This is a genomic window from Streptomyces sp. NPDC085946, assembly GCF_044540485.1.
Classification (GTDB): domain Bacteria; phylum Actinomycetota; class Actinomycetes; order Streptomycetales; family Streptomycetaceae; genus Streptomyces.
Genome location: NZ_JBITSF010000001.1, coordinates 890,672 through 917,481, shown reverse-complemented (window position 1 = coordinate 917,481; position 26,810 = coordinate 890,672). Strand labels below are relative to the sequence as shown.

Here is a 26,810-nt window from a genome sequence, read left to right as displayed (position 1 = left end):
GGGCCCCGGGGGGGGGGGGGCCCCCGGGCCCCCCCCCCGGGGGGGGGGGCCCGGGGCCGGGGGGGGGGGGGCGGGGGCCCCCCCCGCCCCCCCCCGCCCGTTAGGCAGAGGGCGGATCAGCCGCCCCGAGACGTCATGCACCAGGAGGCACCCCGCGATGTCGTTCCCGCAGCTCAGCGACGAGCACCGCGGCGAGGAGATCCTCGCCGTCTTCGACACCGCCTTCGGCGAGCTCCTGGCCGCCGACCCGGCCGCGTTCCGCGTGAAGTTCCGGAAGATGGCGGCCTCGGCCTTCGCCTTCTACCGCGGCACGGCGTGCCTCTTCTACCACGACCTGGACGCGCGCCGCGCCGGGCACGGCGACGCCGTGGGCAGCGGCCCGTACCTGGACGACCGCACCGCGCGCGTGTGGATCCACGGCGACCTGCACGCGGAGAACTTCGGCACGTACATGGACGCCAACGGCCGGCTGATCTTCAACGTCAACGACTTCGACGAGGCCTACGTCGGCCCCTTCACCTGGGACCTCCAGCGCTTCGCCGCCTCGATCGCGCTGATCGGGTACGCGAAGGCGCTCAGCGACGGGCAGATCACCGAGCTGGTGTCGGTCTACGCGGGCGCGTACCGCGAGCGCGTCCGCGCGCTGGCCACCGGCGCCAAGAGCGACGAGGTGCCGCCCTTCACGCTGGACACCGCGCAGGGCCCCCTGCTGGACGCGCTGCGCGACGCCCGCTCGCTGACCCGCTTCGGGCTGCTGGACTCGATGACGGAGATCCGCGACTTCGAGCGCCGCTTCGCGCCGGGCGGCGGCTCCATGGAGCTGGACGCGGCCACGCGGTACAAGGTGCTGGCCGCCTTCGACGGCTACCTGGAGACGCTGCCCGACAGCTCGCTGGCCCGCCCGGACTCCTACCGCGTCAAGGACGTCGTCGGCCGCCGCGGCATCGGCATCGGCTCGGCCGGCCTGCCGTCGTACAACATCCTCCTGGAGGGCCACAGCGACGCCCTGGAGAACGACGTCGTGATCTACATCAAGCAGGCCCAGACCCCGGCCGTCTCCCGGCACGTCACGGACCAGGCGATCCGGGACTACTTCCGGCACGAGGGCCACCGCACGGTGATCTCCCAGCGGGCCCTGCAGGCGCACGCCGACCCGTGGCTGGGCTGGACCGAGCTGGACGGCGCGGGCCAGCTGGTCGCCGAGGTCTCGCCGTACGCCGTGGACCTCGACTGGGGCGACATCGACGACCCGGAGGAGATCGCCCAGGTCGTCGCCGACCTCGGCCGGGCCACGGCCACCATGCACTCGGCGGCGGACGACCAGTCCGGCGAGTCCCTGGTGCCGTTCTCCACCGAGCGGGCCATCGACGCGGCCATCGCGGCCGACGAGGAGGGCTTCGCGCCCCTGCTGGTGGACTTCGCGCACGGCTACGGCGCCCGCGCGCGTGCCGACCACCAGATCTTCGTGGACCTGTTCCGCAACGGCCGGATCCCGGGCCTGTGACCGGACGACCGCGCGAGCGGAACCTCACAGCAACCCTTTAGCGTTCCCTTACCCCGCGGCGTGACAGACTCTTCTCTCGCTATGGACATATCCGGGACCCCCCTCAGAGCCGTACGCGCGGCGCTGTTCACGGCCGTGGTCGTGACGCTCAGCACCGCGGCGCACGTGCTGCTGTCCGGGGTCCCGCTGCCGCTGAACACGGTGGCCGCGGTCGCCGCCGCCGTGTTCCTCCCGGCGTACGCCCTGGCGGGCCGGGAGCGTTCCTTCGGGCGGATCGCCGCCCTGCTGGTCCCGCTGGAGCTGGCCGCCGACACCGTCCTCACCACCGGCCAGCACCTCTGCTACGGCCGGGCGGGCGGCCCGGTCGCCGGCCCGCTGCGCTCCGTCGGCTTCGACCTGCTGTGCGGCGACGGCACCGGCGTGGGCACCCCGCTGGCCCGGGTCACGGCGAGCGGCACCGGCGGCGAGCGGCTCGCGGCCGCGCTCGCCCACGCCGACCCGTCCACCGCCTGGCTGCTGCTCGCCGCGCACGTCGGCGTCGGCCTGCTGGCCGCCGCCTGGCTGCGCCGCGGCGAGCGGGCACTGGCCCAGCTGCTGCGGGCGGTGGCCGCCACCACCTTCCGGCCGCTGCTGCTCGCCGTCGCGGCGGTGCGGGTGCGGCGGCCCTCGGCCGTCCGCCGCCCGGTCCGCCCCGCGCGCCGCGCGCCCGCCGTCCGGGACCGGATCCTCGCGCACTCCCTGGGACGGCGTGGACCGCCGTGCTCGGCCGCCCTCGTCTGAGGCGGCTCCCGCCTCCGCGCCGGCGGCCCACCCGAGCACCAGCAGTCCCCCGTACGTATCCCGCACACCCGCGGTGTGCGCGTCCCCCACGGAGAAGACCACCATGAGCAAGAGGAACAGCCAGGCCGCGAAGACGGCGGCCCGCGAGCGCCTGCGCGTCGAGCGCGAGCGCCAGGCCAAGCGCGACAAGGCCAAGCGGCAGATCATCGTCGCCTGCTCGGTCGTCGGCGTGCTGGCCGTGGCCGGCGGCATAGGGTACGCGGTCGTGCAGGGCAACGAGCCGAGCCACTGGGAGGCCGCGAAGGACGCCCGGCTCGTCAAGCCGGCCCACACCACGGGCAAGAACGGCACGACGGTCGTCATCGGCAAGTCGAGCGCCAAGAAGACCCTGGAGCTGTACGAGGACCCGCGCTGCCCGGTCTGCGCCCAGTTCGAGCAGGGCGTCGGCGAGACCGTCGAGAAGGACGTCGCGGACGGCAAGTACAAGGTCCAGTTCGTCGGCGCCACCTTCATCGACGACTCGACCAACGGCGAGGGCTCCAAGAACGCCATGAGCGCCCTCGGCGCGGCGCTGGACGTCAGTCCCGAGGCGTTCCTCCAGTACAAGTCCGCGCTGTACTCGGCGAAGTGGCACCCGGAGGAGTCCGAGGACAAGTTCAAGGACGACGCCTACCTCATCGAGGTGGCGGACACGGTCGACGCCCTGAAGAACAACAAGGAGTTCCAGAAGGCCGTCAAGGACGGCACCTTCGACCGGTGGGCGCTGGAGATGGACAAGACGTTCGACGCCAGCGACGACGTGACCGGCACCCCGACCCTGAAGATGGACGGCAAGAAGCTCACCACCTCCACCGGCAACCCGCCCATGACGGCGGCGGAGTTCACCACGGTGATCGACGCGGCGCTCAAGGGCTGAGCCGGCCTTCCGTCAACCCCCGGCGAAGAGCGGGCGAACTTTGGCGAGTTCGCCCGCTCCCGCACATACCGATCAGTAACCTGATCGGCCGTGACCAGTCGATACAGATCCTCCGAGAGCACCGAAGCGGCCGACACCCTCGCGCCGCGCCGTCGTACGGTCGTCAAGGCCGCGGCCGCCACCGCGGTCCTGGCCGGCCCGCTCGCCACCGCCTCGCCCGCCCGCGCCGCGACCGCCGCCCCCGCCTTCCTGCACGGCGTGGCCTCCGGCGACCCGCTGCCCGACGGCATCCTGCTGTGGACCCGTGTGACGCCCGTGCCGGAGGCGATACCGGGCTCCGGGCTCGGCCCGGACACCGAGGTGAGCTGGGTCGTCGCCCGGGACCGGGCGTTCACGGCCGTCGTCGCCCGGGGCTCCACCCTCGCCACCGCCGCCTCGGACCACACCGTCAAGGCGGACATCCGCGGACTGGAACCGGCCACCGACTACTGGTTCCGCTTCTCCGCCGGCGGCACCGACTCCCCCGCCGCCCGCACCCGCACCGCCCCCGCGCACGACGCGGCCGTCACCGGCCTCCGCTTCGGCGTGGTGTCCTGCGCCAACTGGGAGGCCGGCCACTTCGCCGCGTACCGCCACCTCGCGGCCCGAGGCGACCTGGACGCCTGGCTGCACCTGGGCGACTACATCTACGAGTACGGCACCGGCGAGTACGGCACCCGCGGCACGGTCGTCCGCCCGCACGCGCCCGCCCACGAGATCCTCACGCTGGCCGACTACCGCGTGCGGCACGGCCGGTACAAGACCGACCCCGACCTCCAGGCCCTGCACGCCGCGGCTCCGGTCGTCGCGATCTGGGACGACCACGAGATCGCCAACGACGCCTGGTCGGGCGGCGCCGAGAACCACACCGAGGGAGCCGAGGGCGCCTGGGCCGCCCGCCAGGCCGCCGCCAAGCAGGCCTACTTCGAGTGGATGCCGGTGCGCCCGGCCGTCGCCGGCACCACCTACCGCCGGCTGCGCTTCGGCAGGCTCGCCGACCTCTCCCTGCTCGACCTGCGATCCTTCCGCTCCCAGCAGGCCGGGCTCGGCGACGGCGAGGTCGACGACCCGGAGCGCACCCTCACCGGCCGCGCCCAGCTCGACTGGCTCAAGGCGGGCCTGAAGTCCTCCGACACCACCTGGCGGCTGGTCGGCAACTCCGTGATGATCGCGCCGTTCGCGATCGGCTCGCTCTCCGCCGATCTCCTCGCACCGCTCGCCAAGCTGCTGGGCCTGCCGCAGGAGGGCCTCGCCCTCAACACCGACCAGTGGGACGGCTACACCGACGACCGCCGCGAACTCCTCGCCCACCTGCGGTCGAACGCCATCCGCAACACCGTCTTCCTCACCGGCGACATCCACATGGCGTGGGCCAACGACGTGCCGGTGAACGCCGGGACGTACCCGCTGTCCGCCTCGGCCGCCACGGAGTTCGTCGTCACCTCGGTCACCTCCGACAACCTCGACGACCTGGTCAAGGTCCCCGAGGGCACGGTCTCCGCGGTCGCCGCGCCGCTGATCCGCGCCGCCAACCGCCACGTCCACTGGGTCGACACCGACCGGCACGGCTACGGCGTCCTGGACCTCACCGCCGAGCGCGCGCAGATGGACTTCTACGTGCTGTCCGACCGCACCAGGCCCGACGCGACCGCCGCGTGGGCCCGCTCCTACCGCACCCGCAGCGGCACGCAGAAGGTCGAGCGGACCTACGACCCCGTGTGACGGCGAGAGCGAGGGTCTCTTTTCGGCCAATGACGGCGCGCTCACGGGCCGTCAAGGCCGGATGACACCGCTACGGCGGGCGGGTGGTGCGCGCCGCATCCCGAATGCGGACACACCGCCCGCCCCGGTCACCTAACTCGTCACCCCCGGATCCCGGCCTGCGGACGAAGAAACAATTCACCTCCCCAATTGCCCCTGTTTGCCGGTCGTTTGATTGGGCCTGATCACTCCTCTTCCGCCATGTGCATGCCCACGTAATGTCCGGGCGGCGGCCAGGAAGACCCCTGTGCCCCCTCCCCACCGCATCCACCAGGAGCCAGCATGCGTGCGCTTGCCCGGATATCCCCCTCTACGCGCAGACGCCTTCTCGCCACCACCGTCGTGGCCGGATCCCTGATGCTCACTCCGCTCTCCGCCCCCACCGGTGTCGCGGCGGCCCAGGCTCCGGCCGCCGAGTGCCACGAGGAGGCCGCGCACTCCGCGGCCCGCGAGGCCCGTCCCGGCAGCGGCGAGCACATCGCCGAGCCCAACGAGGTCAGCGCCGCCAAGGCCGAGGCGATGGACGCCGACCTGCGCAAGAAGCTCGACGGGATGCGCGCGGGCGGCCGCAGCACGGCGGCGGCCACCGGCGCCACCGTCCCCGTGTACTTCCACGTCGTCCACGACGGCGACACCGGCAGGCTCGACGCCGGCGACATCAGCGCCCAGCTGGACGTGCTGAACGCGGCGTACGCGGGCCAGGGCACCGGGAACACCGACTCCGGCTTCCGCTTCACGCTGGCCGGCACCGACTACACCGACAACGCCGCCTGGTACAACGTCGGCTACGGCTCGGCGGAGGAGAAGGCGATGAAGTCCGCCCTGCGCAAGGGCGGCGCGAACGCGCTCAACGTCTACACCGCCAACCTCGGCGACGGCCTCCTCGGCTGGGCCACCTTCCCCAGCTCCTACCGGTCCGGCCCGTCGATGGACGGCGTGGTGCTCCTGGACGCCTCCCTGCCCGGCGGCTCCGCGGCCAACTACAACCAGGGCGACACCGCCACCCACGAGGTCGGCCACTGGATGGGCCTCTACCACACCTTCCAGGGCGGGTGCAGCGGCAAGGGCGACTACGTCGACGACACCCCGGCCGAGAAGAGCGCCGCGTACGAGTGCCCGACGGGCCGCGACACCTGCACCACCAAGCCGGGCGCCGACCCCGTCCACAACTTCATGGACTACACGTACGACTCCTGCATGTACCAGTTCACCTCGGGACAGGTGACGCGCATGCAGCAGAACTGGGCCGCCTACCGCGCGGCGGGCTGATCCCGCAGGGTCTCCAGGAAGCCGAGCGCCACCCGCCAGGTGGCCTCGGCGGCCTCCTCGTCGTAGTCCGGCAGGCCGGGGTCGGTGTAGAGGTGGCCGGCCCCGGCGTACCGGTAGATCTCCACGTCGGCGCCGGCCCGGCTCATCTGCAGGTACCAGGCGCTCAGCCAGTCGTCGGGCTCGAACGGGTCGGGCTCGGCCACGTGCAGCTGCACCGGCAGGCCGTCCGCCCGCGTCTCCGGCGCGAGGTCCGAGGTGCCGTGCAGGAGCAGCAGGCCGCGCGCCTTGTCGTCGCCGAGCGCCAGGGTCTGCGCGACGGCGGCGCCCAGCGAGAACCCGGCGTACACCAGCCCCCGCTCGGAGTAGGGCGCGGCGGCCAGCACGGCCCGCTTCAGCAGTTCCTCCTTGCCGATCTCGTCCTTGATCCGCCTGCCCTCCTCGACCTCGTCGGCGACGCGGCCCCCGAAGAGGTCCGGCGTCCACACCTGGTGCCCGGCGTCGCGCAGCCGGTCCGCGGCCTGCCGCACCGCGGGTCTGAGGCCATAGGTCGAGTGGAAGAGCACGATGTTCATGAGGCCATGGTGCCAGCCGGGTGTGACACGGGAAGTCGGTGGCAGTACCCGGAACGTTCCCGAAGTCACAGGTTCGTGCTCCCGGGTGCCGGTTAGGTTCCGAGGCATGGAAAACCTGCTACGACCGCTGATCGTGGTCGGCGGCTCGGTCGTGCTCACGCTGGCGATCGGCTGGGCCACCGACCTGCTGCTGCGCAAGGCGGACGCACGGCACCACGAGACCCCGCTGTGGGGTCTGCTGCGCCGCGGCCGCATCCCGTACCAGCTCGTCCTGTGCGCCGCCCTGCTGAGAGGGGCGTACGACGAGGCCCAGGCGCTGGAGGACCACCGGGCCGCCGTCAGCCGGACGCTGACGCTGGTGCTGATCGGATCGACCGCCTGGCTGGTGATCCGCATCGCGGCGGCCGTAGTCGAGACGTCGTACACCCGGTACGCCAACGCCCGGTCGCACCGCGACCCGGCCCGGGTCCGGCGGGTGCGCACCCAGGTGACGCTGATCAGGCGGGTGGTCTCCGCGATCGTCGGGGTGGTCGCCGTGGCGGCGATGCTGCTGACGTTCCCGACCTTCCGCGCGGCGGGCGCCTCGCTGCTGGCCTCCGCCGGCATCCTCGGCATCGTCGCCGGTGTCGCCGCCCAGTCCACGCTGGGCAACATGTTCGCCGGGCTGCAGATCGCCTTCGGCGACATGGTGCGCATCGGGGACACCGTGGTGGTCGACGGGGAGTGGGGCACGGTCGAGGAGATCACGCTGACGTTCCTGACCGTGCGCACCTGGGACGAGCGCCGGATCACGATGCCGGTGTCGTACTTCACGTCCAAGCCGTTCGAGAACTGGTCGCGCGGCACCCCGCAGATGACCGGCATCGTCTACTGGCACGTGGACCACACCGCCCCGCTGGACGCGATGCGCGACAAGCTCCGCGACCTGCTGCGCGCGTGCCCGGCCTGGGACGGGCGGGCCTTCGGCCTGGACGTGACGGACACCACCCCGAGCACCCTGCAGGTCCGGGGCCTGGTGACCGCCAAGGACGCCGACGACCTGTGGACGGTGCGGGTCACGGTCCGCGAGCAGATGATCCGCTGGCTGGCCGACGAGCACCCCTACGCCCTGCCCCGGGTCAACACCGCGGACGCGGTGCTGCCGCCGGGCCGCGACGGACACCGCCCGGCCCGCGACGGGGTGCCCGCCCAGCGCCGCTACCACGGCTCCCCGCGCACGGAGCGCTGATCACCGGCCATCGGCCACCGGCCGCAGACCGCAGACCGCAGACCGCAGACCGCAGACCGCAGACCGCACAGACTGCGCAGACTGCGCAGACTGCGCAGACCGCAGACGAACGACCGCTCGGACCGTGACGGCCCGGCCGTGCCCGGAAGGGCCGCGGCCGGGCCGTCCCGTGCCTCAGTGGCCGCGCTCGGCGCCGCCGTTGACCTGGATGATCTGCGAGGTGACGTGCGCGGCGCCCGGGGAGGCCAGCCAGTGCAGGGTCGCCGCGACGTCCCCGGGCGTCCCGGCCCGCTTGTCGCAGGTCTCGGCGATGCGCTGGGCGCGCCGCTCCTCGGTCATGGCGTCCCCGAAGAACTCGGTGTCCTCGATGTAGCCGGGCGCCACCACGTTCACGGTGACGCCGCGCGGCCCCAGCTGCCGGGCCAGGGCGTGGGCGTACGGGTGCAGGGCCGCCTTGGACGCCGCGTACGCCTTGCTCCCCGAGCCCCGGTAGGCGGCGATGGAGCTGAGGAACAGCACCCGCCCGCCGGGGTCGGCGAGCCGGTCCTTCAGCGCCTCGGTGAGCAGCACCGCGGTGAGCGTGTTGAGGCCGAAGTTGAGGGCCCAGTCGTGCAGGACGACGTCGAGCGGCTCGTCGCTGTCCACGGCCGGCTCCCGGTACCCGGCGCCGCCCGCGCTGTGGATCAGCACGTCCACGGTGCCGAACTCGGCGGCCACGAACCGCTCCACCCCGCGCGCGCCGCGCGGCTTGCTGAGGTCGGCCGCGCAGATGAGCGCCCCGGGCACCCCGGCCCGCTCCAGCACCTCGGCGCGCCGCCCGACCAGCAGCACCCGGTCCCCGTCCCGGGCGAACGCGTGGGCCGCGGCGAGCCCGATCCCCGTGCCCCCACCACTGATCACGACGTTGCGAGTCATGATCCGACCCTATAAGGGCACGGGCCGGAAAGCCGGGGACTGCGCGGTCAGCGCAGGCTGCGCACGTCGAGATGGCGCAGCACCCGGTCCACGATCTCCGGATCCGCCCCGGGTTCGCTGCGGGCCGCCAGCACCTCGTGCCGGGCGGCGCTCAGCATCTCCTGCTGGATCCGCCGGATCCGCTTCAGCCGCCGCACCCGGTGCTCGTGGGCCTCCCGGCGCTCCTCCGCGCCCATGTCCGGGCTGATGCGCACCCCGATCTCGAAGGCCCGCCGCAGCATCTGCTCGGACAGCTCCTCCGGCAGCTCCTCGTCCGACTCGATCTCCCGGAGCCTGCTCTTGGCGGCCCTGGCCGCGCGGACGGCCAGCTCCTTCTCGAACTCCTTCTCCCGCTCGGTGTCCGACCGCACCCCGAGCCGCTTGACCAGCCACGGCAGGGTCAGCCCCTGCACCAGCAGGGTCGCCAGGATCACCCCGAAGGCGATGAACACGATCTCGTCCCGGTTGGGGAAGGCGGAGCCGTCGTCCGTCCTGAGCGGGATGGCCAGCACCAGCGCCACCGAGGCGACCCCGCGCATCCCCGACCACCACATGACGACGGTCTCCCGCCAGCTCACCGGGATGTCCTCGTCGTGGTCCCGCCGGGCGTGCAGCCGTCGGGTCAGCCAGGTCGCCGGCAGCAGCCACAGCAGCCGGACCAGCACCACGACGCCCACGACCGCCGCCGCCCAGCCGAGCAGCTCGCCCCACCGCCCGGACGCCGTGCGCAGCGCGTTGTGCAGCTCCAGCCCGATCAGCCCGAACGCCACCCCGGTGACGAGGGTGTCGACGACGTCCCAGAAGGTGTGCCCGGCCAGCCGGGTCAGCACGTCGTCCGGGTCGGCGCCGTACTCGGCGAGGAACATCGCGGTCGTGAGCACGGCGAGCACGCCCGAGCCGTGCAGCTCCTCGGCCATGACGTACGAGGCGTACGGCACCAGCAGCGTCAGGCCGATCTGAAGGGTGGGCTCGTCCAGCAGGCCCATCAGCCGGTTGGCGCCCCAGCCCAGGGCGAGGCCGACCGCGACGGCGACGACGGCGGACAGCACCAGGTCGAGCCCGGCCTCCCAGGGCGAGAAGGTGCCGCTGACCACGGCGGCGATGGCCACGTGGTACAGGACGATCGCCGTGACGTCGTTGAAGAGCCCCTCGCCCTCCAGGATGGACACCAGCCGGCGCGGCAGCCCGAGCCGTCCGGCGACGGCGGTCGCGGCGACCGGGTCCGGCGGCGCGATCAGCGCGCCGAGCGCCAGGGCCGCGCCGATCGGCAGCCCCGGCACGATCGCGTGGGCGACGGCGCCGACGCACAGCATGGTGACGAAGACCAGCGCCACGGCGAGCAGGAAGATCGGCCGTTTGTTGACCGCGAACTGCCGCCAGGAGGTCCGCCGCACCGCCGCGTACAGCAGGGGCGGGAGCAGCAGGGGCAGGATGAGGTCCGGCGGGACCTCGACGTCGGGCACGAACTCCAGCAGTGCCAGGACGATCCCGAGCAGGGTCATCAGCACGGGTGCCGGCAGCCCGAGGCGGTCCCCCACCGGGACACTCACCAGGGCCCCGAGCAGCAGCACGAACAACAGGGCCAGCTGGTCCACGGTCAGCGCTCCGGGGGATCTCGCGTTCACACGGCGGGCTTCGAGCCCGCTCCGTGCGGGTACCCACCGGCCCCGTACGCCACCGTGGCTACAGCACGCGGCGCATCGCCCGGTGCGGGATGCCCGCCTCCAGGTACTCCGGTCCGTACGCCGCGTAGCCGAGCCGCTCGTAGAAACCCAGGGCGTGCGTCTGCGCGTGCAGGTCGACCGCGGCGAGTCCGCGCGCGCGGGCCGCCTCCTCGATGGCCCGCACCAGTGCGGCGCCGACCCCCAGTCCGCGGGCGGCCCGGGTCACGGCGAGCCGGCCCAGCGATCCCACCGACGGGTCCCCGCCGGTCACGGCCGCGACGGCCTCCCCGTGCAGCAGCCGCCCGGCCCCGAGCGGCACGCCGTCCTCCCGGACCGCCAGCACGTGCACCGCGCCGGCGTCGTGGGCGTCGTACTCGATCTCCTCCGGGACTCCCTGCTCGGCGACGAAGACCTCCTTGCGCACCGCGAAGCAGGCCTCGCGGTCGGCGGGGTGCTCGGCGATGCGCACGGTGTACGGCGGCGGGTTCACGCGTAGGTCTCCTCGCGGACCTGGTCCAGGGCCTTCTGCAGGTCCTCCGGGTAGTCGCAGGCGAACTCCGCCCACTGCCCGTCCCCGGGGTGCTCGAAGCCCAGCCGCACCGCGTGCAGCCACTGGCGGGTCAGGCCGAGGCGCTTGGCGAGGGTCGGGTCGGCGCCGTAGGTGAGGTCGCCGACGCAGGGGTGCCGGTGGGCGGCCATGTGGACGCGGATCTGGTGGGTGCGGCCGGTCTCCAGCTTCACGTCCAGCAGGGACGCCGCGCGGAACGCCTCGATGAGGTCGTAGTGCGTGACGGACGGCTTGCCCTCGGCGGTGACCGCCCACTTGTAGTCGTGGTTCGGGTGCCGCCCGATGGGCGCGTCGATGGTGCCGCTGGTCGGGTCGGGGTGGCCCTGCACGAGCGTGTGGTACCGCTTGTCGACCGTGCGCTCCTTGAACTGGCGCTTGAGCGACGTGTACGCGTACTCCGACTTGGCGACCACCATCAGGCCGGAGGTGCCGACGTCGAGGCGGTGCACGATGCCCTGGCGCTCGGCGGCGCCGGAGGTGGAGATGCGGTACCCGGCGGCGGCCAGTCCGCCGATCACGGTCGGCCCGGTCCAGCCCGGCGAGGGGTGGGCCGCGACGCCGACCGGCTTGACGATCACGACCACGTCGTCGTCGTCGTGCACGATCTCCATGCCCTCGACCGGCTCGGCGACGACCTGCACGGGCGCGGGCGCCTGCGGCATCTCGACCTCCAGCCAGGCCCCGCCGTGCACCCGCTCCGACTTGCCGACCACCGACCCGTCGACCGTGACCTTCCCCGCCGCCGCCAGCTCGGCGGCCTTGGTGCGGGAGAAGCCGAACATGCGGGAGATGGCGGCGTCGACGCGCTCGCCCTCCAGGCCGTCGGGCACGGGCAGGGTACGGATCTCGGGAAGCGTGCTCACCCGTCGAGTATGCCGGACGGGTCCGGCAACCCCGTACGGAGCCTGTGGACGACGCCTCCCCGGACGGGCTCAGTCCTTGTGGACGGTGCCGTCCGGGTCGAGCCCCCGGAAGGACAGCAGCACGATCAGGACGCCGCCGCAGACGATCGCCGAGTCGGCCAGGTTGAAGACGGCGAAGTGCTTGGGCGCGATGAAGTCGACGACCGCGCCCTCGAAGACGCCCGGCGACCGGAAGATGCGGTCGGTGAGGTTGCCGAGGGCGCCGCCCAGCAGCAGCCCGAGCGCGATCGCCCAGGGCAGGCTGTAGAGCTTGCGGGCGAGCCGGATGATCACCACGATCACCGCCGCCGCGATCAGCGTGAAGATCACCGTGAAGGCCTCGCCGAAGCCGAAGGCCGCCCCGGCGTTGCGGATCGCCTCGAAGCGCAGCCACTCCCCGACGACCTCGATGGGCGGGTGGTGCTCCAGCTTCTCGACCACGATGATCTTGCTGATCAGGTCGAGGGCGTACGCGAACGCGGCGACCGCGAACAGCACGGCGACGCGCCGCCTGCCCCGCGGCCGTCCGGCGGGTGCCGCCGTACCGTCGGCGCGGCCGGCGCCCTCGGCTCCGTCGCCGCCGTCGGCCGGGGCCTCGGCCCCGTCGGCGCCGGCCCGCTCGCCCGGTGCCGCGCTCCCGCCGGGCCGCTCCTGCCGCGCCCGTACCGCGTCCGGGGTGTCCGGCGTACCGATGATGCGCTCCGCCTCTGCCACGTGAGTCCCTCAACCTAGGTGCCTGACTGAGGACGAGGGTACGGCACGCCTCCCGGGACCCGGGTGCTCAGGCGGCGGGGGGGGGGGGGGGCCCCCCCCCCCCCCCCCCCCCCCCCCCCCCCCCCCCCCCGCGGCCGCCGGGGCCCCCCCCCCCCCGCGGCGCCCCCAGCGCCCCCCCCGCGGGCGGGGGGGGGGGGGGCGGCCGCGCCCCCGCGCGCGGGGGCGGGGGGGGGGCGGGGGGGGCGCGCGCCGCCCCCCCCCCCCCCCCCCCCCCCCCCGCCGGCTAACGCCGCTCCTGCTTCTGCTTGCACTCCACGCACAGGGTGGCCCGCGGGAAGGCCTGCATGCGGGCCTTGCCGATGGGGTTGCCGCAGTTCTCGCAGAGTCCGTAGGTGCCCGCGTCGAGACGCTCCAGGGCACGCTCGGTCTGCAGGAGCATCTCGCGCGCGTTGGCGGCGAGCGCCAGCTCGTGCTCGCGCGTGATGTTCTTGGTGCCGGTGTCCGCCTGGTCGTCGCCCGCCCCGTCCCCCGAGTCCCGCATCAGGCCGGCCAGCGACCGCTCCGACGAGGTGATCTCGTCCCGCAGCCGCGTCTCCTCCGACAGCAGCTCGGCCCGGGCCTCCTCGACCTCCTCCGGCGTCCAGGGGTCCTCGCCCGGACGCACCGCGAGCTCGCCCGGCTCCGCCGCGGCGACCCGTGCCTTCGGAACGGCGGTCGTCGCCGCCGCGGCCGTGCCAGGAGTCTTCTTCGCAACCACCGTCGTCGCTCCCGTCTGCGGCGCGGCCTCGGCCGCGCCCGCCTCCTTGGCCGTGCTGCGCCCGGCCGTGTCCTTAGTGACCGCGCTGGTCCTGGTGGTGCTCCTCTTGACCGCGCTCTTGCCGGTGGCGCCCTCGGCCCCACCGCCCTCCCCGGCCGCCGCCCTCGCTCCGGCGGCCTTCCCCGCGGAGGTCCCGCCGGGGTCCGCGGCCCCGGCCACGGTCCGTCCGGCCTCCACCGTCCCGCCCACGCTCCCCCCGTCCGCACCCGCCTTCGCCGCGCTTCCCCCGCCGGTCGCCCCGCCGGTCCTGCCGGACGTCCTCTTCCCGGCTGCGGTTTTCTCTGCCCCGGCGTCCTCGGGATCACGCGTCCCGGCCGCGACCTTCTCGGCGGCCGCCCTGCCGCCCGCGCCGCCCCCGGCCGCGGTCCTCCCGGCCGCGGCCCCGCGGGCCGCGGCATCCCCGGACGTGGCCTTCCCGTGCGCGCCCTTCCGCACCGGCGCCCCGTGCACCGCGCCCCCGGCGTCCGCGACGGCGCCCCGCTTCCTCCCGCTCCCGGCGGCCGCCGCCCGCCCGCCGGAACCCGCCTTCTCCCCCGCCCCCCGCTCGCCGACCGCGCCCTCGGCCGCACCACCGGACGTCCCGGACGCCGACTGCTGTACGGCGGTCTTCTTCGCCACCATGGCCGCGGCCCCTTCACATATTGTGATCTTGCTCGCGAATCGTGCTGGGACGATAAATCGACTCGAGTCCCGCGGCAACGGGGCACACCGCCCGATCCGCCCGCCGCGCGGACGCCACGCGGCCAGCATGCATCCGTTGTGCCCAGCTCCCCGCCGGGTAATCCGCCGGCCGGGGCGTCCCGGGATCCGAACCCGCACGCCGTGCCATTCGGGTCATCTCCCGCCATGGGACGCTCCGGCCTCCGGGTCCCCGAAATCCGGTCGGCCGGTGTCCGTGCGGCGCCGTACACTGGGCGGAGCGAAAAGCGTGGATGGGGACGAGTAGCGGCGTACGCAGCCCAGAGCGACCCGGGGACGGTGTGAGCCCGGGGGCGAGCGCGACGTGAAGATCACCCCGGAGCCGCCGGAAGAAAGCCCGCAGCCGCCAGGCGGGGCGAGTAGAGCCGGCATCGCGATCCCAATGAGGGGGCTCACCGGAGCACACCACGCACCGGGGGCCAAGGAGGGTGGTACCGCGGGAGCCCGCCGCACACGGCGCAGAAGGAAGACGGCTCTCGTCCCTCCGACGGAAGGCAGCACGTCCGCCGGAGGAAGCTCGTTGAATACGCAGCCGCAGTACCGCCAGGTACCCGCCCAGGTCGACCTGCCCGCGCTCGAACACGCGGTGCTCGAGTTCTGGCGCGAGCAGAAGATCTTCGCCAAGAGCCTGGAGCAGTCCGAGGGCCGCCCCGAGTGGGTGTTCTACGAGGGCCCGCCCACCGCCAACGGCATGCCGGGCGCCCACCACATCGAGGCCCGCGTCTTCAAGGACGTCTTCCCCCGCTTCCGCACCATGCGCGGCTACCACGTGGCCCGCAAGGCCGGCTGGGACTGCCACGGCCTCCCGGTCGAGCTCGCCGTCGAGAAGGAGCTCGGCTTCTCCGGCAAGCAGGACATCGAGGCGTACGGCATCGCCGAGTTCAACGCCAGGTGCCGCGAGTCGGTGACCCGCCACACCGACGCCTTCGCCGAGCTGACGACCCGCATGGGCTACTGGGTCGACCTCGACGACGCCTACCGGACCATGGACCCGGAGTACGTCGAGTCGGTCTGGTGGTCGCTGAAGGAGATCTTCGGCAAGGGCCTGCTGGTCCAGGACCACCGCGTCGCCCCCTGGTGCCCCCGCTGCGGCACCGGCCTGTCCGACCACGAGCTGGCGCAGGGCTACGAGACGGTCGTCGACCCGTCCGTCTACGTCCGCTTCCCGCTCACCTCCGGCCCGCTGGCCGGCGAGGCCGCGCTCCTGGTGTGGACGACGACCCCCTGGACCCTGGTCTCCAACACGGCGGTCGCCGCGCACCCCGAGGTCACCTACGTCGTCGCCACCGACGGCGAGGAGAAGCTGGTCGTCGCCGAGCCGCTCGTCGGCAAGGCGCTCGGCGAGGGCTGGGAGACCACCGGCCTGACCTTCACGGGCGCCGAGATGGAGCGCTGGACCTACCGGCGCCCCTTCGAGCTGGTGGAGTTCCCGGCGGAGGCCCACTTCGTGGTGAACGCCGAGTACGTCACGACCGAGGACGGCACGGGTCTGGTCCACCAGTCCCCCGCCTTCGGTGAGGACGACCTCAGGGTCTGCCGCTCCTACGGCCTGCCCGTGGTCAACCCGGTCCGCCCCGACGGCACCTTCGAGGAGGACGTCCCGCTGGTCGGCGGCGTCTTCTTCAAGAAGGCCGACGAGAAGCTCACCGAGGACCTCCAGCAGCGCGGCCTGCTCTTCAGGCACCTGCCCTACGAGCACAGCTACCCGCACTGCTGGCGCTGCCACACCGCGCTCCTCTACTACGCGCAGCCGTCGTGGTACATCCGCACCACGGCGATCAAGGACCGCCTCATCCAGGAGAACGAGAACACCAACTGGTTCCCGGACACGGTCAAGCACGGCCGGTACGGCGACTGGCTGGACAACAACATCGACTGGGCGCTGTCCCGCAACCGCTACTGGGGCACCCCGCTGCCGATCTGGCGCTGCGAGGACGACCACCTCACCTGCGTCGGCTCCCGCGCCGAGCTCACCTCGCTCACCGGCACCGACCAGTCGGACCTGGACCCGCACCGCCCGTACATCGACGAGGTCACCTTCGCCTGCCCCGAGGACGGCTGCGGGAAGACGGCCACCCGCGTGCCCGAGGTCATCGACGCCTGGTACGACTCGGGTTCGATGCCGTTCGCGCAGTGGGGCTACCCGTACAAGAACAAGGAGCTGTTCGAGTCCCGCTACCCGGCGCAGTTCATCAGCGAGGCGATCGACCAGACCCGCGGCTGGTTCTACACGCTGATGGCCGTCGGCACCCTCGTCTTCGACAAGTCGTCGTACGAGAACGTCGTCTGCCTCGGCCACATCCTCGCCGAGGACGGCCGCAAGATGTCCAAGCACCTGGGCAACATCCTCCAGCCCATCCCGCTCATGGACCAGCACGGCGCCGACGCGGTCCGCTGGTTCATGGCGGCCGGCGGCTCCCCGTGGGCGGCCCGCCGCGTCGGCCACGGCACCATCCAGGAGGTCGTCCGCAAGACGCTCCTCACCTACTGGAACACGGTCGCCTTCCAGGCCCTGTACGCCCGCACGTCCGGCTGGGCGCCGTCCGCGGCCGACCCGGCCCCGGCCGACCGCCCGCTGCTGGACCGCTGGCTGCTGTCCGAACTGCACGCGCTCACCGACCAGGTGACCCGGTCCCTGGAGGGCTACGACACCCAGCGCGCCGGCAAGCTGCTGTCCGCGTTCGTCGACGACCTCTCGAACTGGTACGTGCGCCGCTCCCGCCGCCGCTTCTGGCAGGGCGACAAGGCCGCGCTGCGCACCCTGCACGAGGTGCTGGAGACCGTCACCAAGCTGATGGCCCCGATCACCCCGTTCATCACCGAGCGGGTCTGGCAGGACCTGATCGTCCCGGTCGCGCCCGGCGCGCCCGAGTCGGTCCACCTGTCCTCCTGGCCGGAGGCGGACCTCTCCGCCATCGACCCGGAGCTGTCGAAGCAGATGGCCCTGGTCCGCCGGCTCGTCGAGCTGGGCCGCGCCACCCGCGCGGAGTCGGGCGTCAAGACGCGCCAGCCGCTGCGGCGCGCGCTGATCGCGGCGACGGGCTTCGACGCGCTGGACCCGGAGCTGCACACGCAGATCACGGAGGAGCTGAACGTCGAGTCGCTGGCGTCGCTGAGCGAGGTCGGCGGTTCCCTGGTCGACACCACCGCCAAGGCCAACTTCCGCGCGCTCGGCAAGCGGTTCGGCAAGCGGGTCCAGGACGTGGCGAAGGCGATCGCGCAGGCGGACGCCGCCGCCCTGTCACTGGCCCTGCGCGAGGGCACCGCGTCGGTGGAGGTCGACGGCGAGACGGTCACCCTGGCCCCCGACGAGGTCATCATCACCGAGACCCCGCGCGAGGGCTGGTCGGTGGCCTCGGACGCCGGTGCGACCGTCGCCCTGGACCTGGAGATCACGGAGGAGCTGCGCCGCGCGGGCCTGGCCCGTGACGCGATCCGCCTGATCCAGGAGGCCCGCAAGAACAGCGGGTTGGACGTCGCCGACCGCATCGCCCTGCGCTGGACGGCCACCGACCCGGCGACGCTCGCGGCCCTGAGCGACCATGCGAGCCTGATCGCCGACGAGGTCCTCGCCACGGACTTCGCCCAGGGCGAGGCGGACGACACCTACGGCTCGCCGTTCGAGGACGAGGGCCTGTCCCTCACGTTCCGCCTGCGCAAGGCGTAACCGGCCCACGGGAGAGGCCCGGGCCCGCCGGTCGTCCGGCGGGCCCGGGCCTTCGGCGTTGCGTCCGTACGCACGCGTGACCCCCGTCTCGAACAGGCGGTCCGCCCCGGACCCGCACGCACAAGGGCGAGGCCCCGGGATCACCCGGGGCCTCGCCCTGAACGCTGCCGACGACCAAGCGGTACTCCTGGCCCTCAGGCCGTCAGTTGTCGTCCTCGTCGATGAGGAATCCCCGCATCGGAGAGGGCGCCTGTCCCATCGGCGACGGGCCCTGCGGACGCACCGGCGCCATCGGCTGGGTCATCGCCGGCGACATCTGCTGCTGACCGCCGTAGGACGGACCGGACGGCGACGGGCCGCCGCCCATCGTCTGGTTGCCGCCGTACGACGGCGCGCTCGCACCGGCCGGAGCCATGGACGGCGCCGGGGACGGCGGCAGCGACGCGGCCGCCGGAGTGCGCGGCGGGGCGAGCGAGTCGTCCGCCTGGGTCTCCAGCTGACGCAGCTGCGACTCCAGGTAGGACTTCAGCCGCGTGCGGTACTCGCGCTCGAAGCCGCGCAGGTCCTCGACCTTGCGCTCCAGCGTGGCGCGGGCGGACTCCAGGGAGCCCATCGCGACGCGGTGCTTCTCCTGCGCGTCCCGCTCCAGCGCGTCGGCCTTGGCACGGGCGTCACGCTCGAGACCCTCGGCACGCGAACGGGCCTCGCCGACGATCTTGTTGGCCTCGGAACGGGCCTCCGCGATCGCCTGGTCGGCGGTCTGCTGGGCCAGCGACAGGACACGGGCGGCGCTGTCGCCACCAGGGCCCTGACCGGGCATGCCGGGACCGCCCATGGGGCCGCCCATCGGACCCGGACCCATCTGCCCCTGCATCGGACCCTGGCCCATCGGACCGGGACCCTGCCCCATCGGGCCGGGGCCCTGCGGGCCCCCCTGACCGCCGGGGCCGGCGGGCAGCTGCGGCGCACCGCTCGGCAGCTGGGGCGGACCAGCCATGGGGCCGCCCATCTGCTGCTGCGGCGGGCCCGATATGCCGGCGGGGACGGGAGCACCCGGACCGCGCATGCCCTGCTGAGGCATGCCTTGCTGGGGCATGCCCTGCTGAGGCATGCCCTGCTGGGGCATGCCCTGCTGCTGGTCCTGCTGCTCCGGAGGCTTGCGCATGTTCTGCTGGTTCTGCGCGGCCGCGCGCGTGGCGGCGGCCAGCTTGGCGCGCAGGTCCTCGTTCTCGCGGAGCAGGCGGGTCAGTTCGGCTTCGACCTCGTCGAGGAAGGCATCGACCTCGTCCTCGTCATAGCCTTCTCGGAGGCGGACGGTCGTGAACTGCTTGTTCCGCACGTCCTCGGGGGTCAACGGCATCTCTTCACCTCAACGTAGTCGTCGGCATCGGCAAGACCGTAGTTCACATCGCTCACAGCCGGCTCACGATCGAGATCAGGATGTAGACGATGATCATCAGTACGAAGAAGGACAGGTCGAGCGCCACGCCCCCGAGACGCAGCGGCGGGATGACCCGCCGCAGAAGCTTGAGCGGTGGATCAGTGACAGTGTAGGTGGCCTCCAGAACGACCACCATCGCCTTGCCGGGTTGCCATGAGCGGGCGAACTGGAACACGTAGTCCATGACCAGCCGGAAGATGAGCACGATGAGGAAGCACATCAGCGCGATGTAGATGACATCCAGAACCACGCTCATGACCCGCGCTTCCCTCTCCCCTGTGCCGTGCTCTGCGGTACTGCTGTTTCCGGTGGTGCGTCTCAGCTCTGGTTGAAGAACCCGCCCTCTGCGATGCGGGCCTTGTCCTCCGCCGTGACATCGACGTTAGCAGGCGACAACAGGAACACCTTCTGCGTCACCCGCTCGATGCTGCCGTGAAGACCAAACACCAAACCCGCCGCAAAGTCGACAAGTCGCTTCGCATCTGTGTCATCCATCTCAGTCAGATTCATGATCACAGGGGTGCCCTCACGGAAGTGTTCCCCGATGGTACGGGCCTCGTTGTAGGTCCGCGGGTGAAGCGTGGTGATCCGGTAAGGCTCCCGCTCGGACACGACCTTGGGCATGATCACCGGTGCGTTCTTCTCCAGACTCGATCGTTCTTGTGTGATGGATGCCACGGGCGCGATGCGCGCCGGGCGGCTGGATTCCGCGGGGAGCGAAGCGGCGCGTGCGACCGGCTCGCGGGGCGCGGGCGGCTGCACGACTCGCACCTCTTCGTCCCTTTGGGGCTGATGTGAGATATGTGCCGGATGGGACGGCTCGTGCCGCCGGTGGTCCCGTTCGGGCTCCGGATCCAGTTCGGGTTCGAAGTCGTCGTCGGGGTCGAATCCGCGGCCGTCGTACCCATCGTCCTCCACGAGGCCGAGGTAGACCGCCATCTTGCGCATCGCGCCGGCCATGCTCTGAGTCCTCCGCTCTGTGGTGGATCCGCTGACGACCGCCAAGTGCCCGCGATCCACGTGGTCCTTGAGTCCGCCTATCGGCGGCAATGACCATATTTTCTGCTGTGGTCCGACTTCCTGGCGACGTTACCCGAGCCTGGGGCGGACTCCGAGTACCGCGGTGCCGACGCGTACATGTGTCGCCCCGGCGGCCACGGCCTGTTCGAGGTCCGCGCTCATCCCTGCCGAGACCATGTTCGCAGCCGGATGGGCGCGACGCAGGTCGGTCGACAAATCAACCAGCCGCTCGAAGACCGCCTGTTGACGCCCCGCGTACTCCCCGGTGAGCGGCGCGACGGTCATCAGCCCGCCGACCCGGAGCCCCGGCGACTCGGCGATGAGTCCGGCCAACTCCTCGACCCCCTCGGGGGACACCCCGCCGCGCTCCCCCCGGCCGCTCGCCCCGGCGTCGAAGGCGACCTGGACGAGGCAGCCGACCTCCCGCCCGGTCCGGACGGCCTCCCGGGAGAGGGCGGTGACGAGCTTCGCGCGGTCGACGGACTGCACGACATCCGCGTAACCGACCACGGAACGCACCTTGTTGGTCTGGAGCTGACCGACGAAGTGCCACGAAAGGGGCAGATCCGAGCAGGCTGCGGCCTTGGGGGCCGCGTCCTGGTCGCGGTTCTCGGCGACATGACGCACACCGAGTTCCGACAGCATCCGCACATCGCTCGCCGGATAGGTCTTGGTGACCACGATCAGGGTCACCTCGTCACGCCTGCGCCCGGCGGCGGCGCAGGCGGCGGCGATCCGCTGCTCCACCTTCGCCAGATTGGCGGCGAGTTCGTCCTTGCGGTCCGTCATGCCCATCAGTCCAGCCACACATAGCCCGCGAGCCGCCCGGTGGTGCGGTCGCGCCGGTACGAAAAGTGATCGCCCGACTCCAGCGTGCACACCGGCGAACGCTCCCGGTCGCGCACCCCGAGCCGGCCGAGCTGGGCGTGCACCCCGGCGCCCACGTCGACCGCCGGCGTGCCCCAGCTCGTCCCGGCGTACGCCGCCGGCTCGACGGCGGCCACCTCGGCGCGCATCGCCTCGGGTACCTCGTAGCACCTCCCGCACACCGCCGGCCCGGTGCGGGCGACGATCCGGGACGGTTCGGCGCCCAGGTCCGTCATCGCGCGCAGCGCGGCGGGGACGACCCCGGCGACCATGCCGGGCCGGCCGGCGTGCGCCGCGGCGGCGATCCCCGCGACCGGGTCGGCCAGCAGGACGGGGACGCAGTCGGCGGTGAGCACGGCGAGGGCCAGGCCCCGCTGCGCGGTGACGATCGCGTCGACCTCCGGCACCGGCCGGTCGCCCCACGGTCCGTCCACGACCGCGACCTCCGCGCCGTGCACCTGGTTCATCCAGACCACCCGGCCCGGCTCGACGCCGAGCGACTTGGCGGCCAGCTCCCGGTTGGTGCGGACGGCGCCGGGGTCGTCGCCGACCGCGCCGCCGAGATTGAGCTCCTCATACGGAGCGGCGCTCACCCCGCCCCACCGGTCGGTGAAGGCGAAGTGCGCGCCGCTCACGCTCTCGCGCTGTCCTATCACGTCAGAAGGATCACTTGAGGAAGTCCGGCACGTCCAGTTCCTCGGCCGCGCTGTCCGCGTAGGTGCGCGGTGCCGGGGTGACCGGCGGGGCGACCGGGAGGTCGCTGACCGGCTCCGGCGCGGGCTCCGGCTCCTCCTTCGGGACCACGCTGCCGAGCGAGCCGAAGGACGGGCGGGACTCGGGCTGCCGGACCGGCGCCGGCTCCTCGCGCTTGGCCGAGGCCGAGCCGAGGACGTTGTCCCGGCGGGCCGGGGGCTGGCCCCCGTCGAAGCCGGCCGCGATCACGGTCACCCGGACCTCGTCGCCGAGGGCGTCGTCGATCACGGCGCCGAAGATGATGTTGGCCTCGGGGTGGGCGGCCTCGCTGACCAGTTGGGCGGCCTCGTTGATCTCGAACAGGCCGAGGTCGGAGCCGCCGGAGATGGAGAGCAGCACACCGCGGGCGCCGTCGATGGACGCCTCCAGCAGCGGCGAGGAGATCGCCATCTCGGCCGCGGCCACCGCGCGGTCGTCGCCGCGGGCCGAGCCGATGCCCATCAGGGCCGAGCCGGCCTCGGACATGACCGACTTGACGTCGGCGAAGTCGAGGTTGATCAGGCCGGGCGTGGTGATCAGGTCGGTGATGCCCTGGACGCCGGAGAGCAGGACCTGGTCCGCCGACTTGAAGGCGTCGAGAACCGAGACCTGGCGGTCGGAGATGGACAGCAGCCGGTCGTTCGGGATGACGATGAGGGTGTCGACCTCTTCGCGCAGCTCGGCGATGCCGTCCTCGGCCTGGTTGGCGCGGCGCCGTCCCTCGAAGGTGAACGGCCGCGTCACCACGCCGATGGTGAGGGCGCCGAGGGACCGGGCGATGTTGGCCACGACGGGCGCGCCGCCGGTGCCGGTGCCGCCGCCTTCACCGGCCGTCACGAAGACCATGTCGGCCCCCTTGAGGACCTCCTCGATCTCCTCGCGGTGGTCCTCGGCGGCCTTGCGGCCGACGGCCGGGTTGGCTCCGGCGCCGAGTCCGCGGGTGAGTTCGCGGCCGACGTCCAGCTTGACGTCGGCGTCGCTCATCAACAGAGCTTGCGCGTCGGTGTTGATGGCGATGAACTCGACGCCCTTGAGACCGACCTCGATCATCCGGTTGATGGCATTGACACCACCGCCGCCGACACCGATGACTTTGATGACTGCGAGGTAGTTCTGCGGTGCTGCCACGTCGAAGGCCTCTCGCCTCGAGTTACGTGTCGCCGTACCGCCGTGACGCGCTGCGCCCTGCGGTGCGACGACTGATGCCGAATGGGACGGTCCGTTTCGCCGACCCGAACCCTAACGCTGAAGTTTAGGGTTACCAGTGTGTCTGTTCCCTGGAGTCTTCTGAACAGGACACTAAGTCGACAAGTGGCGCACGTTCAACGAACACGCCGAACCTCCCGTTTTTCTTTTCACCCTATGTGATCAGCCATAGCGGTGCCCAACCAGGGTGCTGGCCTGCGCGGATGTGCGTCAACTCCCCGATGACGCCGGGGCGGTGGGCACGCTGACGTCGAAGTGCCGTGCGCCCGGGGCCGCTTTCATGAGAGCGGTGAGCGTACGGGCCTTCGCGGCCCCCTTCTCACCACTGCCCCAGTCGACGGTCCGGCCGTCCCGCAGGCGCAGCGAGATGTCGTCGTAGGAACGCACCTTGACGGTGCGCGTCTCGCGGGCGACGGCGGCCGGAACGGCGCGGGCGACCCGGACGGCCTCCCGCACCAGCCGGTCCTCGCCGAAGCGGCGCAGGCTCGCCGCGGCCGAGCTGGAACGCGTCACCGACAATTCGAGTCCGGGCACGCCTTTCGGCGCCTCGGAAACCGTGGCGAATCGGACGCCCTTATCATCCACCTCCACGAACTTTCCGCCCTTTTCGACAAGAAGTACCGGAGTTCGCTCCGTCACTTTCAGGTCGATTTGGTCCGGCCAGGAACGGACCACGTCGACCTCGTCGATCCGGGGCAATTCCCGGCGCAGCCGCGTCTCGATCCCCTCGGTGTCGACGGAGGCCAGGGGATCGCCGACCGGGACGTCGGCGGTCTCGCGCACCTGGGCGGACGTCAGCACCCGGGTGCCGGACACCGACACGCGCTCGACGCGCAGCCAGCTCGACGCGTACAGCAGCCAGAGCGTCCCGGCCCCGGCGAGCACGAGGGCCACCGCCGAGGCGACGACCGTCCGGGGACGGAGCCGGCGCAGCCGCCCGACGAGCGGCGGGCCGGACGACTCCTGCTGGGCTTCACCACGCTCGGCGGTGGTCGGTCCGGCCACGCTTCCTGCCCTCCGTCATACGTCCCTAGTGGTGTGCACGGCCGGCGGCGATCGCCTCGTACACCATGCCGACGAGCAGGTCGTCGGCGTCCCGGCGGCCGAACTCGGCGGCGGCGCGGGACATCTCGTACAGCCGGTGCGGGTCGGCGAGCACGGGCAGGACGTTCTGCTGGACCCACTCGGGCGTCAGTTCCGCGTCGTCGACCAGCAGGCCGCCGCCGGCCTTGACCACCGGCTGGGCGTTGAGCCGCTGCTCGCCGTTGCCGATGGGCAACGGGACGTAGGCGGCCGGGAGTCCGACGGCGGAGAGCTCGGCGACGGTCATCGCGCCCGCGCGGCACAGCATCATGTCGGCCGCGGCGTACGCGAGGTCCATCCGGTCCAGGTAACTTACCGGGATGTAGGGGGGCATCCCCGGCATCTGCTGCACCTGCGGCAGTTCGTTCTTCGGGCCGACCGCGTGCAGGATCTGGATGCCGGCCTGCTGGAGCCACGGGGCGACCTGCTGGACCACCTCGTTGAGGCGGCGGGCGCCCTGGGAGCCGCCGGTGACCAGCAGGGTCGGCAGGTTCGGGTCGAGGCCGAACGCCGCGCGCGCCTCGGGCCGCACGGCGGCCCGGTCGAGGGTGGCGATGGAGCGGCGCAGCGGGATGCCGATGTAGCGGGCGCCCCGCAGCTTGCTGTCGGGCGTCGAGACGGCGACCTGCGCCGCGTACCGGGAGCCGATCTTGTTGGCCAGACCCGGGCGGGCGTTGGCCTCGTGGATCACGATCGGCACGCCCAGGCGCTTGGCCGCGAGGTAGCCGGGCAGGGCGACGTAGCCGCCGAAGCCGACCACGACGTCCGCCTTGGTGCGCTCCAGGATCTGCTCGGTCGCCTTGATCGTGCCGCGCAGCCGGCCCGGGACGGTGATCAGCTCGGGGGTGGGCTTGCGCGGCAGCGGGACCGCGGGGATCAGCGCGAGCTCGTACCCACGCTCGGGTACGAGACGGGTCTCCAGGCCGCGCTCCGTGCCCAGGGCCGTGATGCCCACGGTCGGATCCTGCCTGCGCAGGGCGTCCGCGAGGGCGAGCGCGGGCTCGATGTGGCCCGCGGTTCCTCCGCCGGCGAGTACGACATGCACCGAAATTCACCGCTCTCCGGACGAGCGCGCCGGGGCGCGCCGTCGCATCGTGTTCCATCTCCGAGGCCCCGCGGAGCCTTTGGCCCCCCGCTTTCTACCAAAGCGAGGTTGCCGCATCGCAAGCGCCGCCCGCGCAGCGGGCTCGTCGCGCGCGAAGGCGATCAGCAACCCGATGGCGAACATGGTCGGCAGCAGGGCGGAGCCCCCGTAGGAGAACAGCGGGAGCGGGACGCCGGCGATCGGCAGCAGGCCGAGCACCGCACCCATGTTGATCACGGCCTGGGCCGTGATCCAGGTGGTCACGCCTCCCGCGGCGTACCTCACGAAGGGGTCCTCCGTGCGTCCGGCCACGCGGATACCCGCATAGCCTAGAGCCGCGAAGAGGGCGAGTACCGACAGCGTCCCCGCCAGGCCCAGTTCCTCACCGGTGACGGCGAAGATGAAGTCGGTGTGCGCTTCCGGGAGTTGTCCCCATTTTTCCACACTCGCGCCGAGCCCGGAGCCGAAGAATCCGCCGGACGCGAGGGCGTAGATCCCGTGCACGGCCTGCCAGCAGTCGACCGGTCCGGACTGGGGCTCGGTGGCGCCGAGGCACTGCAGGCGCGCCATGCGGTTCGCGCTGGACGTGATCAGGATCGTGCCGATCACGGCGGCGACCGACAGCACGCCGATGAACAGCCGGGTGGGAGCGCCCGCCAGCCACAGCAGCCCGAACAGGATGGCCGTGAGGATGATCGCGGTGCCCATGTCGCCGCCGAGCATGATCAGCCCGAGCAGCATGAAGGCGGCCGGCACCAGCGGGACGAGCATGTGCTTCCACTGCGCCAGCATCCTCTTGTCCTGCTTGCGGGCGAGCAGGTCGGCGCCCCACAGCACGAGGGCGAGCTTGCCGAACTCGCTGGGCTGGATCTGGAAGGAGCCGCCGAGGGAGATCCAGTTCTGGTTGCCGTTGACCGCCACTCCCACCCCCGGCACCTGCACCAGGGCCATCAGCACGACGGCGCCGGCGAGGATCGGGTAGGCCAGCGCCCGGTGCAGCCGCACCGGCATCCGGGAGGCCGCGTACAGCAGCGTGCCGCCGATCACGGCGGCGAGCAGCTGCTTGCGGAAGAAGTACGAGCCGGGCAGCGACATCTGCAGCGCGGTGATCTGGGAGGCCGAGTAGACCATCACCAGCCCGAGCACGGTGATCAGCATGCTGCCGCCGAAGATCACGTAGTAGGCGGTCAGCGGCCGGTCCCAGGCCTTGCGCACGCGCGTGTAAAGGCCGAGGACGGGGTTCTCGCGCGAGGGCCGGGGCGCGGCCGGCCCCCGGACGGCCCGCTGCACGGGCGGCCGCCCGGTACGGCTACCGGGCATCGG

23 protein-coding genes are annotated in these 26,810 nt (G+C 72.5%); 7 read left to right on the top strand and 16 right to left on the bottom strand.

All coding sequences use genetic code 11. The annotated features are described in order from the left end of the window. The first annotated feature begins 157 nt into the window (after positions 1-157). The 5 genes from ACIF8T_RS04075 to ACIF8T_RS04055 all read left to right on the top strand — a co-directional run bounded on the left by ACIF8T_RS04075 (position 158) and on the right by ACIF8T_RS04055 (position 6,269). The gene (locus tag ACIF8T_RS04075) at positions 158-1,504 is read left to right on the top strand and encodes a DUF2252 domain-containing protein (protein ID WP_400030865.1); all 1,347 of its coding nucleotides are present in this window, start codon (positions 158-160) and stop codon (positions 1,502-1,504) included. A gap of 81 nt (positions 1,505-1,585) precedes the next feature. Further along, the gene (locus tag ACIF8T_RS04070) at positions 1,586-2,284 is read left to right on the top strand and encodes a hypothetical protein (RefSeq protein WP_400030863.1); all 699 of its coding nucleotides are present in this window, start codon (positions 1,586-1,588) and stop codon (positions 2,282-2,284) included. Between the two features lie 103 nt (positions 2,285-2,387). Next, positions 2,388-3,200 (top strand): DsbA family protein, encoded by an 813-nt coding sequence (locus tag ACIF8T_RS04065; RefSeq protein WP_400030861.1) that lies wholly within the window; start codon positions 2,388-2,390, stop codon positions 3,198-3,200. A 90-nt stretch (positions 3,201-3,290) separates the two neighbouring features. After that, positions 3,291-4,961 (top strand): alkaline phosphatase D family protein, encoded by a 1,671-nt coding sequence (locus ACIF8T_RS04060; protein WP_400030859.1) that lies wholly within the window; start codon positions 3,291-3,293, stop codon positions 4,959-4,961. Positions 4,962-5,282: 321 nt separating this feature from the next. Beyond that, positions 5,283-6,269: a zinc metalloprotease gene (locus ACIF8T_RS04055; RefSeq protein WP_400030857.1), complete on the top strand. Its 987-nt coding sequence runs from the start codon at positions 5,283-5,285 to the stop codon at positions 6,267-6,269. On the opposite strand, the gene ACIF8T_RS04050 is transcribed toward ACIF8T_RS04055, so the two are convergent. Beyond that, on the bottom strand, positions 6,251-6,841 hold the full coding sequence (locus ACIF8T_RS04050) for a dienelactone hydrolase family protein (RefSeq protein ID WP_400030855.1): 591 nt from the start codon (positions 6,839-6,841) through the stop codon (positions 6,251-6,253). The genes ACIF8T_RS04055 and ACIF8T_RS04050 overlap by 19 nt on opposite strands. 106 nt (positions 6,842-6,947) lie before the next feature. On the opposite strand from ACIF8T_RS04050, the gene ACIF8T_RS04045 reads away from it, so the two are divergent. Further along, positions 6,948-8,069 (top strand): mechanosensitive ion channel family protein, encoded by a 1,122-nt coding sequence (locus ACIF8T_RS04045; RefSeq protein ID WP_400030853.1) that lies wholly within the window; start codon positions 6,948-6,950, stop codon positions 8,067-8,069. Positions 8,070-8,243: 174 nt separating this feature from the next. Here the strand turns inward: ACIF8T_RS04045 and ACIF8T_RS04040 are convergent, their stop codons facing one another. The 6 genes from ACIF8T_RS04040 to ACIF8T_RS04015 form a co-directional block, all read right to left on the bottom strand. Beyond that, a complete protein-coding gene (locus tag ACIF8T_RS04040) occupies positions 8,244-8,984 on the bottom strand; it encodes an SDR family NAD(P)-dependent oxidoreductase (RefSeq protein WP_400030851.1) in 741 nt (246 codons plus the stop codon). 47 nt (positions 8,985-9,031) lie between these two features. Beyond that, on the bottom strand, positions 9,032-10,618 hold the full coding sequence (locus tag ACIF8T_RS04035) for a Na+/H+ antiporter (protein ID WP_400031488.1): 1,587 nt from the start codon (positions 10,616-10,618) through the stop codon (positions 9,032-9,034). A gap of 88 nt (positions 10,619-10,706) precedes the next feature. After that, positions 10,707-11,177 carry a GNAT family N-acetyltransferase gene (locus ACIF8T_RS04030; protein WP_400030850.1) on the bottom strand — a complete coding sequence of 157 codons (471 nt, stop codon included), beginning with the start codon at positions 11,175-11,177 and terminating at the stop codon, positions 10,707-10,709. Next, the gene (locus ACIF8T_RS04025; RefSeq protein WP_400030849.1) at positions 11,174-12,118 is read right to left on the bottom strand and encodes an RluA family pseudouridine synthase; all 945 of its coding nucleotides are present in this window, start codon (positions 12,116-12,118) and stop codon (positions 11,174-11,176) included. Before ACIF8T_RS04025 ends, ACIF8T_RS04030 begins: the two co-directional genes overlap by 4 nt. Before the next feature lie 69 nt (positions 12,119-12,187). After that, positions 12,188-12,871, bottom strand: a complete 684-nt coding sequence (gene lspA, locus ACIF8T_RS04020) for a signal peptidase II (RefSeq protein ID WP_400030848.1) — start codon at positions 12,869-12,871, stop codon at positions 12,188-12,190. A gap of 283 nt (positions 12,872-13,154) precedes the next feature. Next, on the bottom strand, positions 13,155-14,309 hold the full coding sequence (locus tag ACIF8T_RS04015; protein ID WP_400030847.1) for a TraR/DksA family transcriptional regulator: 1,155 nt from the start codon (positions 14,307-14,309) through the stop codon (positions 13,155-13,157). Between the two features lie 598 nt (positions 14,310-14,907). On the opposite strand from ACIF8T_RS04015, the gene ileS reads away from it, so the two are divergent. Continuing rightward, on the top strand, positions 14,908-18,054 hold the full coding sequence (gene ileS / locus ACIF8T_RS04010) for an isoleucine--tRNA ligase (protein WP_400030846.1): 3,147 nt from the start codon (positions 14,908-14,910) through the stop codon (positions 18,052-18,054). Positions 18,055-18,256: 202 nt separating this feature from the next. Here the strand turns inward: ileS and ACIF8T_RS04005 are convergent, their stop codons facing one another. From ACIF8T_RS04005 to ftsW, 9 genes are all read right to left on the bottom strand, one after another. Continuing rightward, on the bottom strand, positions 18,257-19,414 hold the full coding sequence (locus ACIF8T_RS04005; protein WP_400030844.1) for a DivIVA domain-containing protein: 1,158 nt from the start codon (positions 19,412-19,414) through the stop codon (positions 18,257-18,259). Positions 19,415-19,466: 52 nt separating this feature from the next. Then, positions 19,467-19,751 (bottom strand): YggT family protein, encoded by a 285-nt coding sequence (locus ACIF8T_RS04000; protein ID WP_115908676.1) that lies wholly within the window; start codon positions 19,749-19,751, stop codon positions 19,467-19,469. Positions 19,752-19,813: 62 nt separating this feature from the next. Next, a complete protein-coding gene (locus tag ACIF8T_RS03995) occupies positions 19,814-20,455 on the bottom strand; it encodes a cell division protein SepF (RefSeq protein ID WP_400030842.1) in 642 nt (213 codons plus the stop codon). Between the two features lie 129 nt (positions 20,456-20,584). Next, on the bottom strand, positions 20,585-21,304 hold the full coding sequence (locus ACIF8T_RS03990; protein WP_400030840.1) for a YggS family pyridoxal phosphate-dependent enzyme: 720 nt from the start codon (positions 21,302-21,304) through the stop codon (positions 20,585-20,587). 5 nt (positions 21,305-21,309) lie between these two features. After that, positions 21,310-22,038, bottom strand: coding sequence for a peptidoglycan editing factor PgeF (gene pgeF, locus ACIF8T_RS03985; protein WP_400030838.1), 729 nt, complete (start codon positions 22,036-22,038; stop codon positions 21,310-21,312). Between the two features lie 10 nt (positions 22,039-22,048). Next, complete coding sequence (gene ftsZ, locus ACIF8T_RS03980; RefSeq protein WP_400030836.1) at positions 22,049-23,242, bottom strand: cell division protein FtsZ; 1,194 nt, start codon at positions 23,240-23,242, stop codon at positions 22,049-22,051. Between the two features lie 288 nt (positions 23,243-23,530). After that, positions 23,531-24,325, bottom strand: a complete 795-nt coding sequence (locus ACIF8T_RS03975) for a cell division protein FtsQ/DivIB (protein ID WP_400030834.1) — start codon at positions 24,323-24,325, stop codon at positions 23,531-23,533. Positions 24,326-24,350: 25 nt separating this feature from the next. Next, positions 24,351-25,448 (bottom strand): undecaprenyldiphospho-muramoylpentapeptide beta-N-acetylglucosaminyltransferase, encoded by a 1,098-nt coding sequence (gene murG / locus ACIF8T_RS03970; RefSeq protein WP_400030832.1) that lies wholly within the window; start codon positions 25,446-25,448, stop codon positions 24,351-24,353. A 6-nt stretch (positions 25,449-25,454) separates the two neighbouring features. Beyond that, complete coding sequence (gene ftsW / locus ACIF8T_RS03965) at positions 25,455-26,807, bottom strand: putative lipid II flippase FtsW (RefSeq protein ID WP_400030830.1); 1,353 nt, start codon at positions 26,805-26,807, stop codon at positions 25,455-25,457. Between the last annotated feature and the right edge of the window lie 3 nt (positions 26,808-26,810).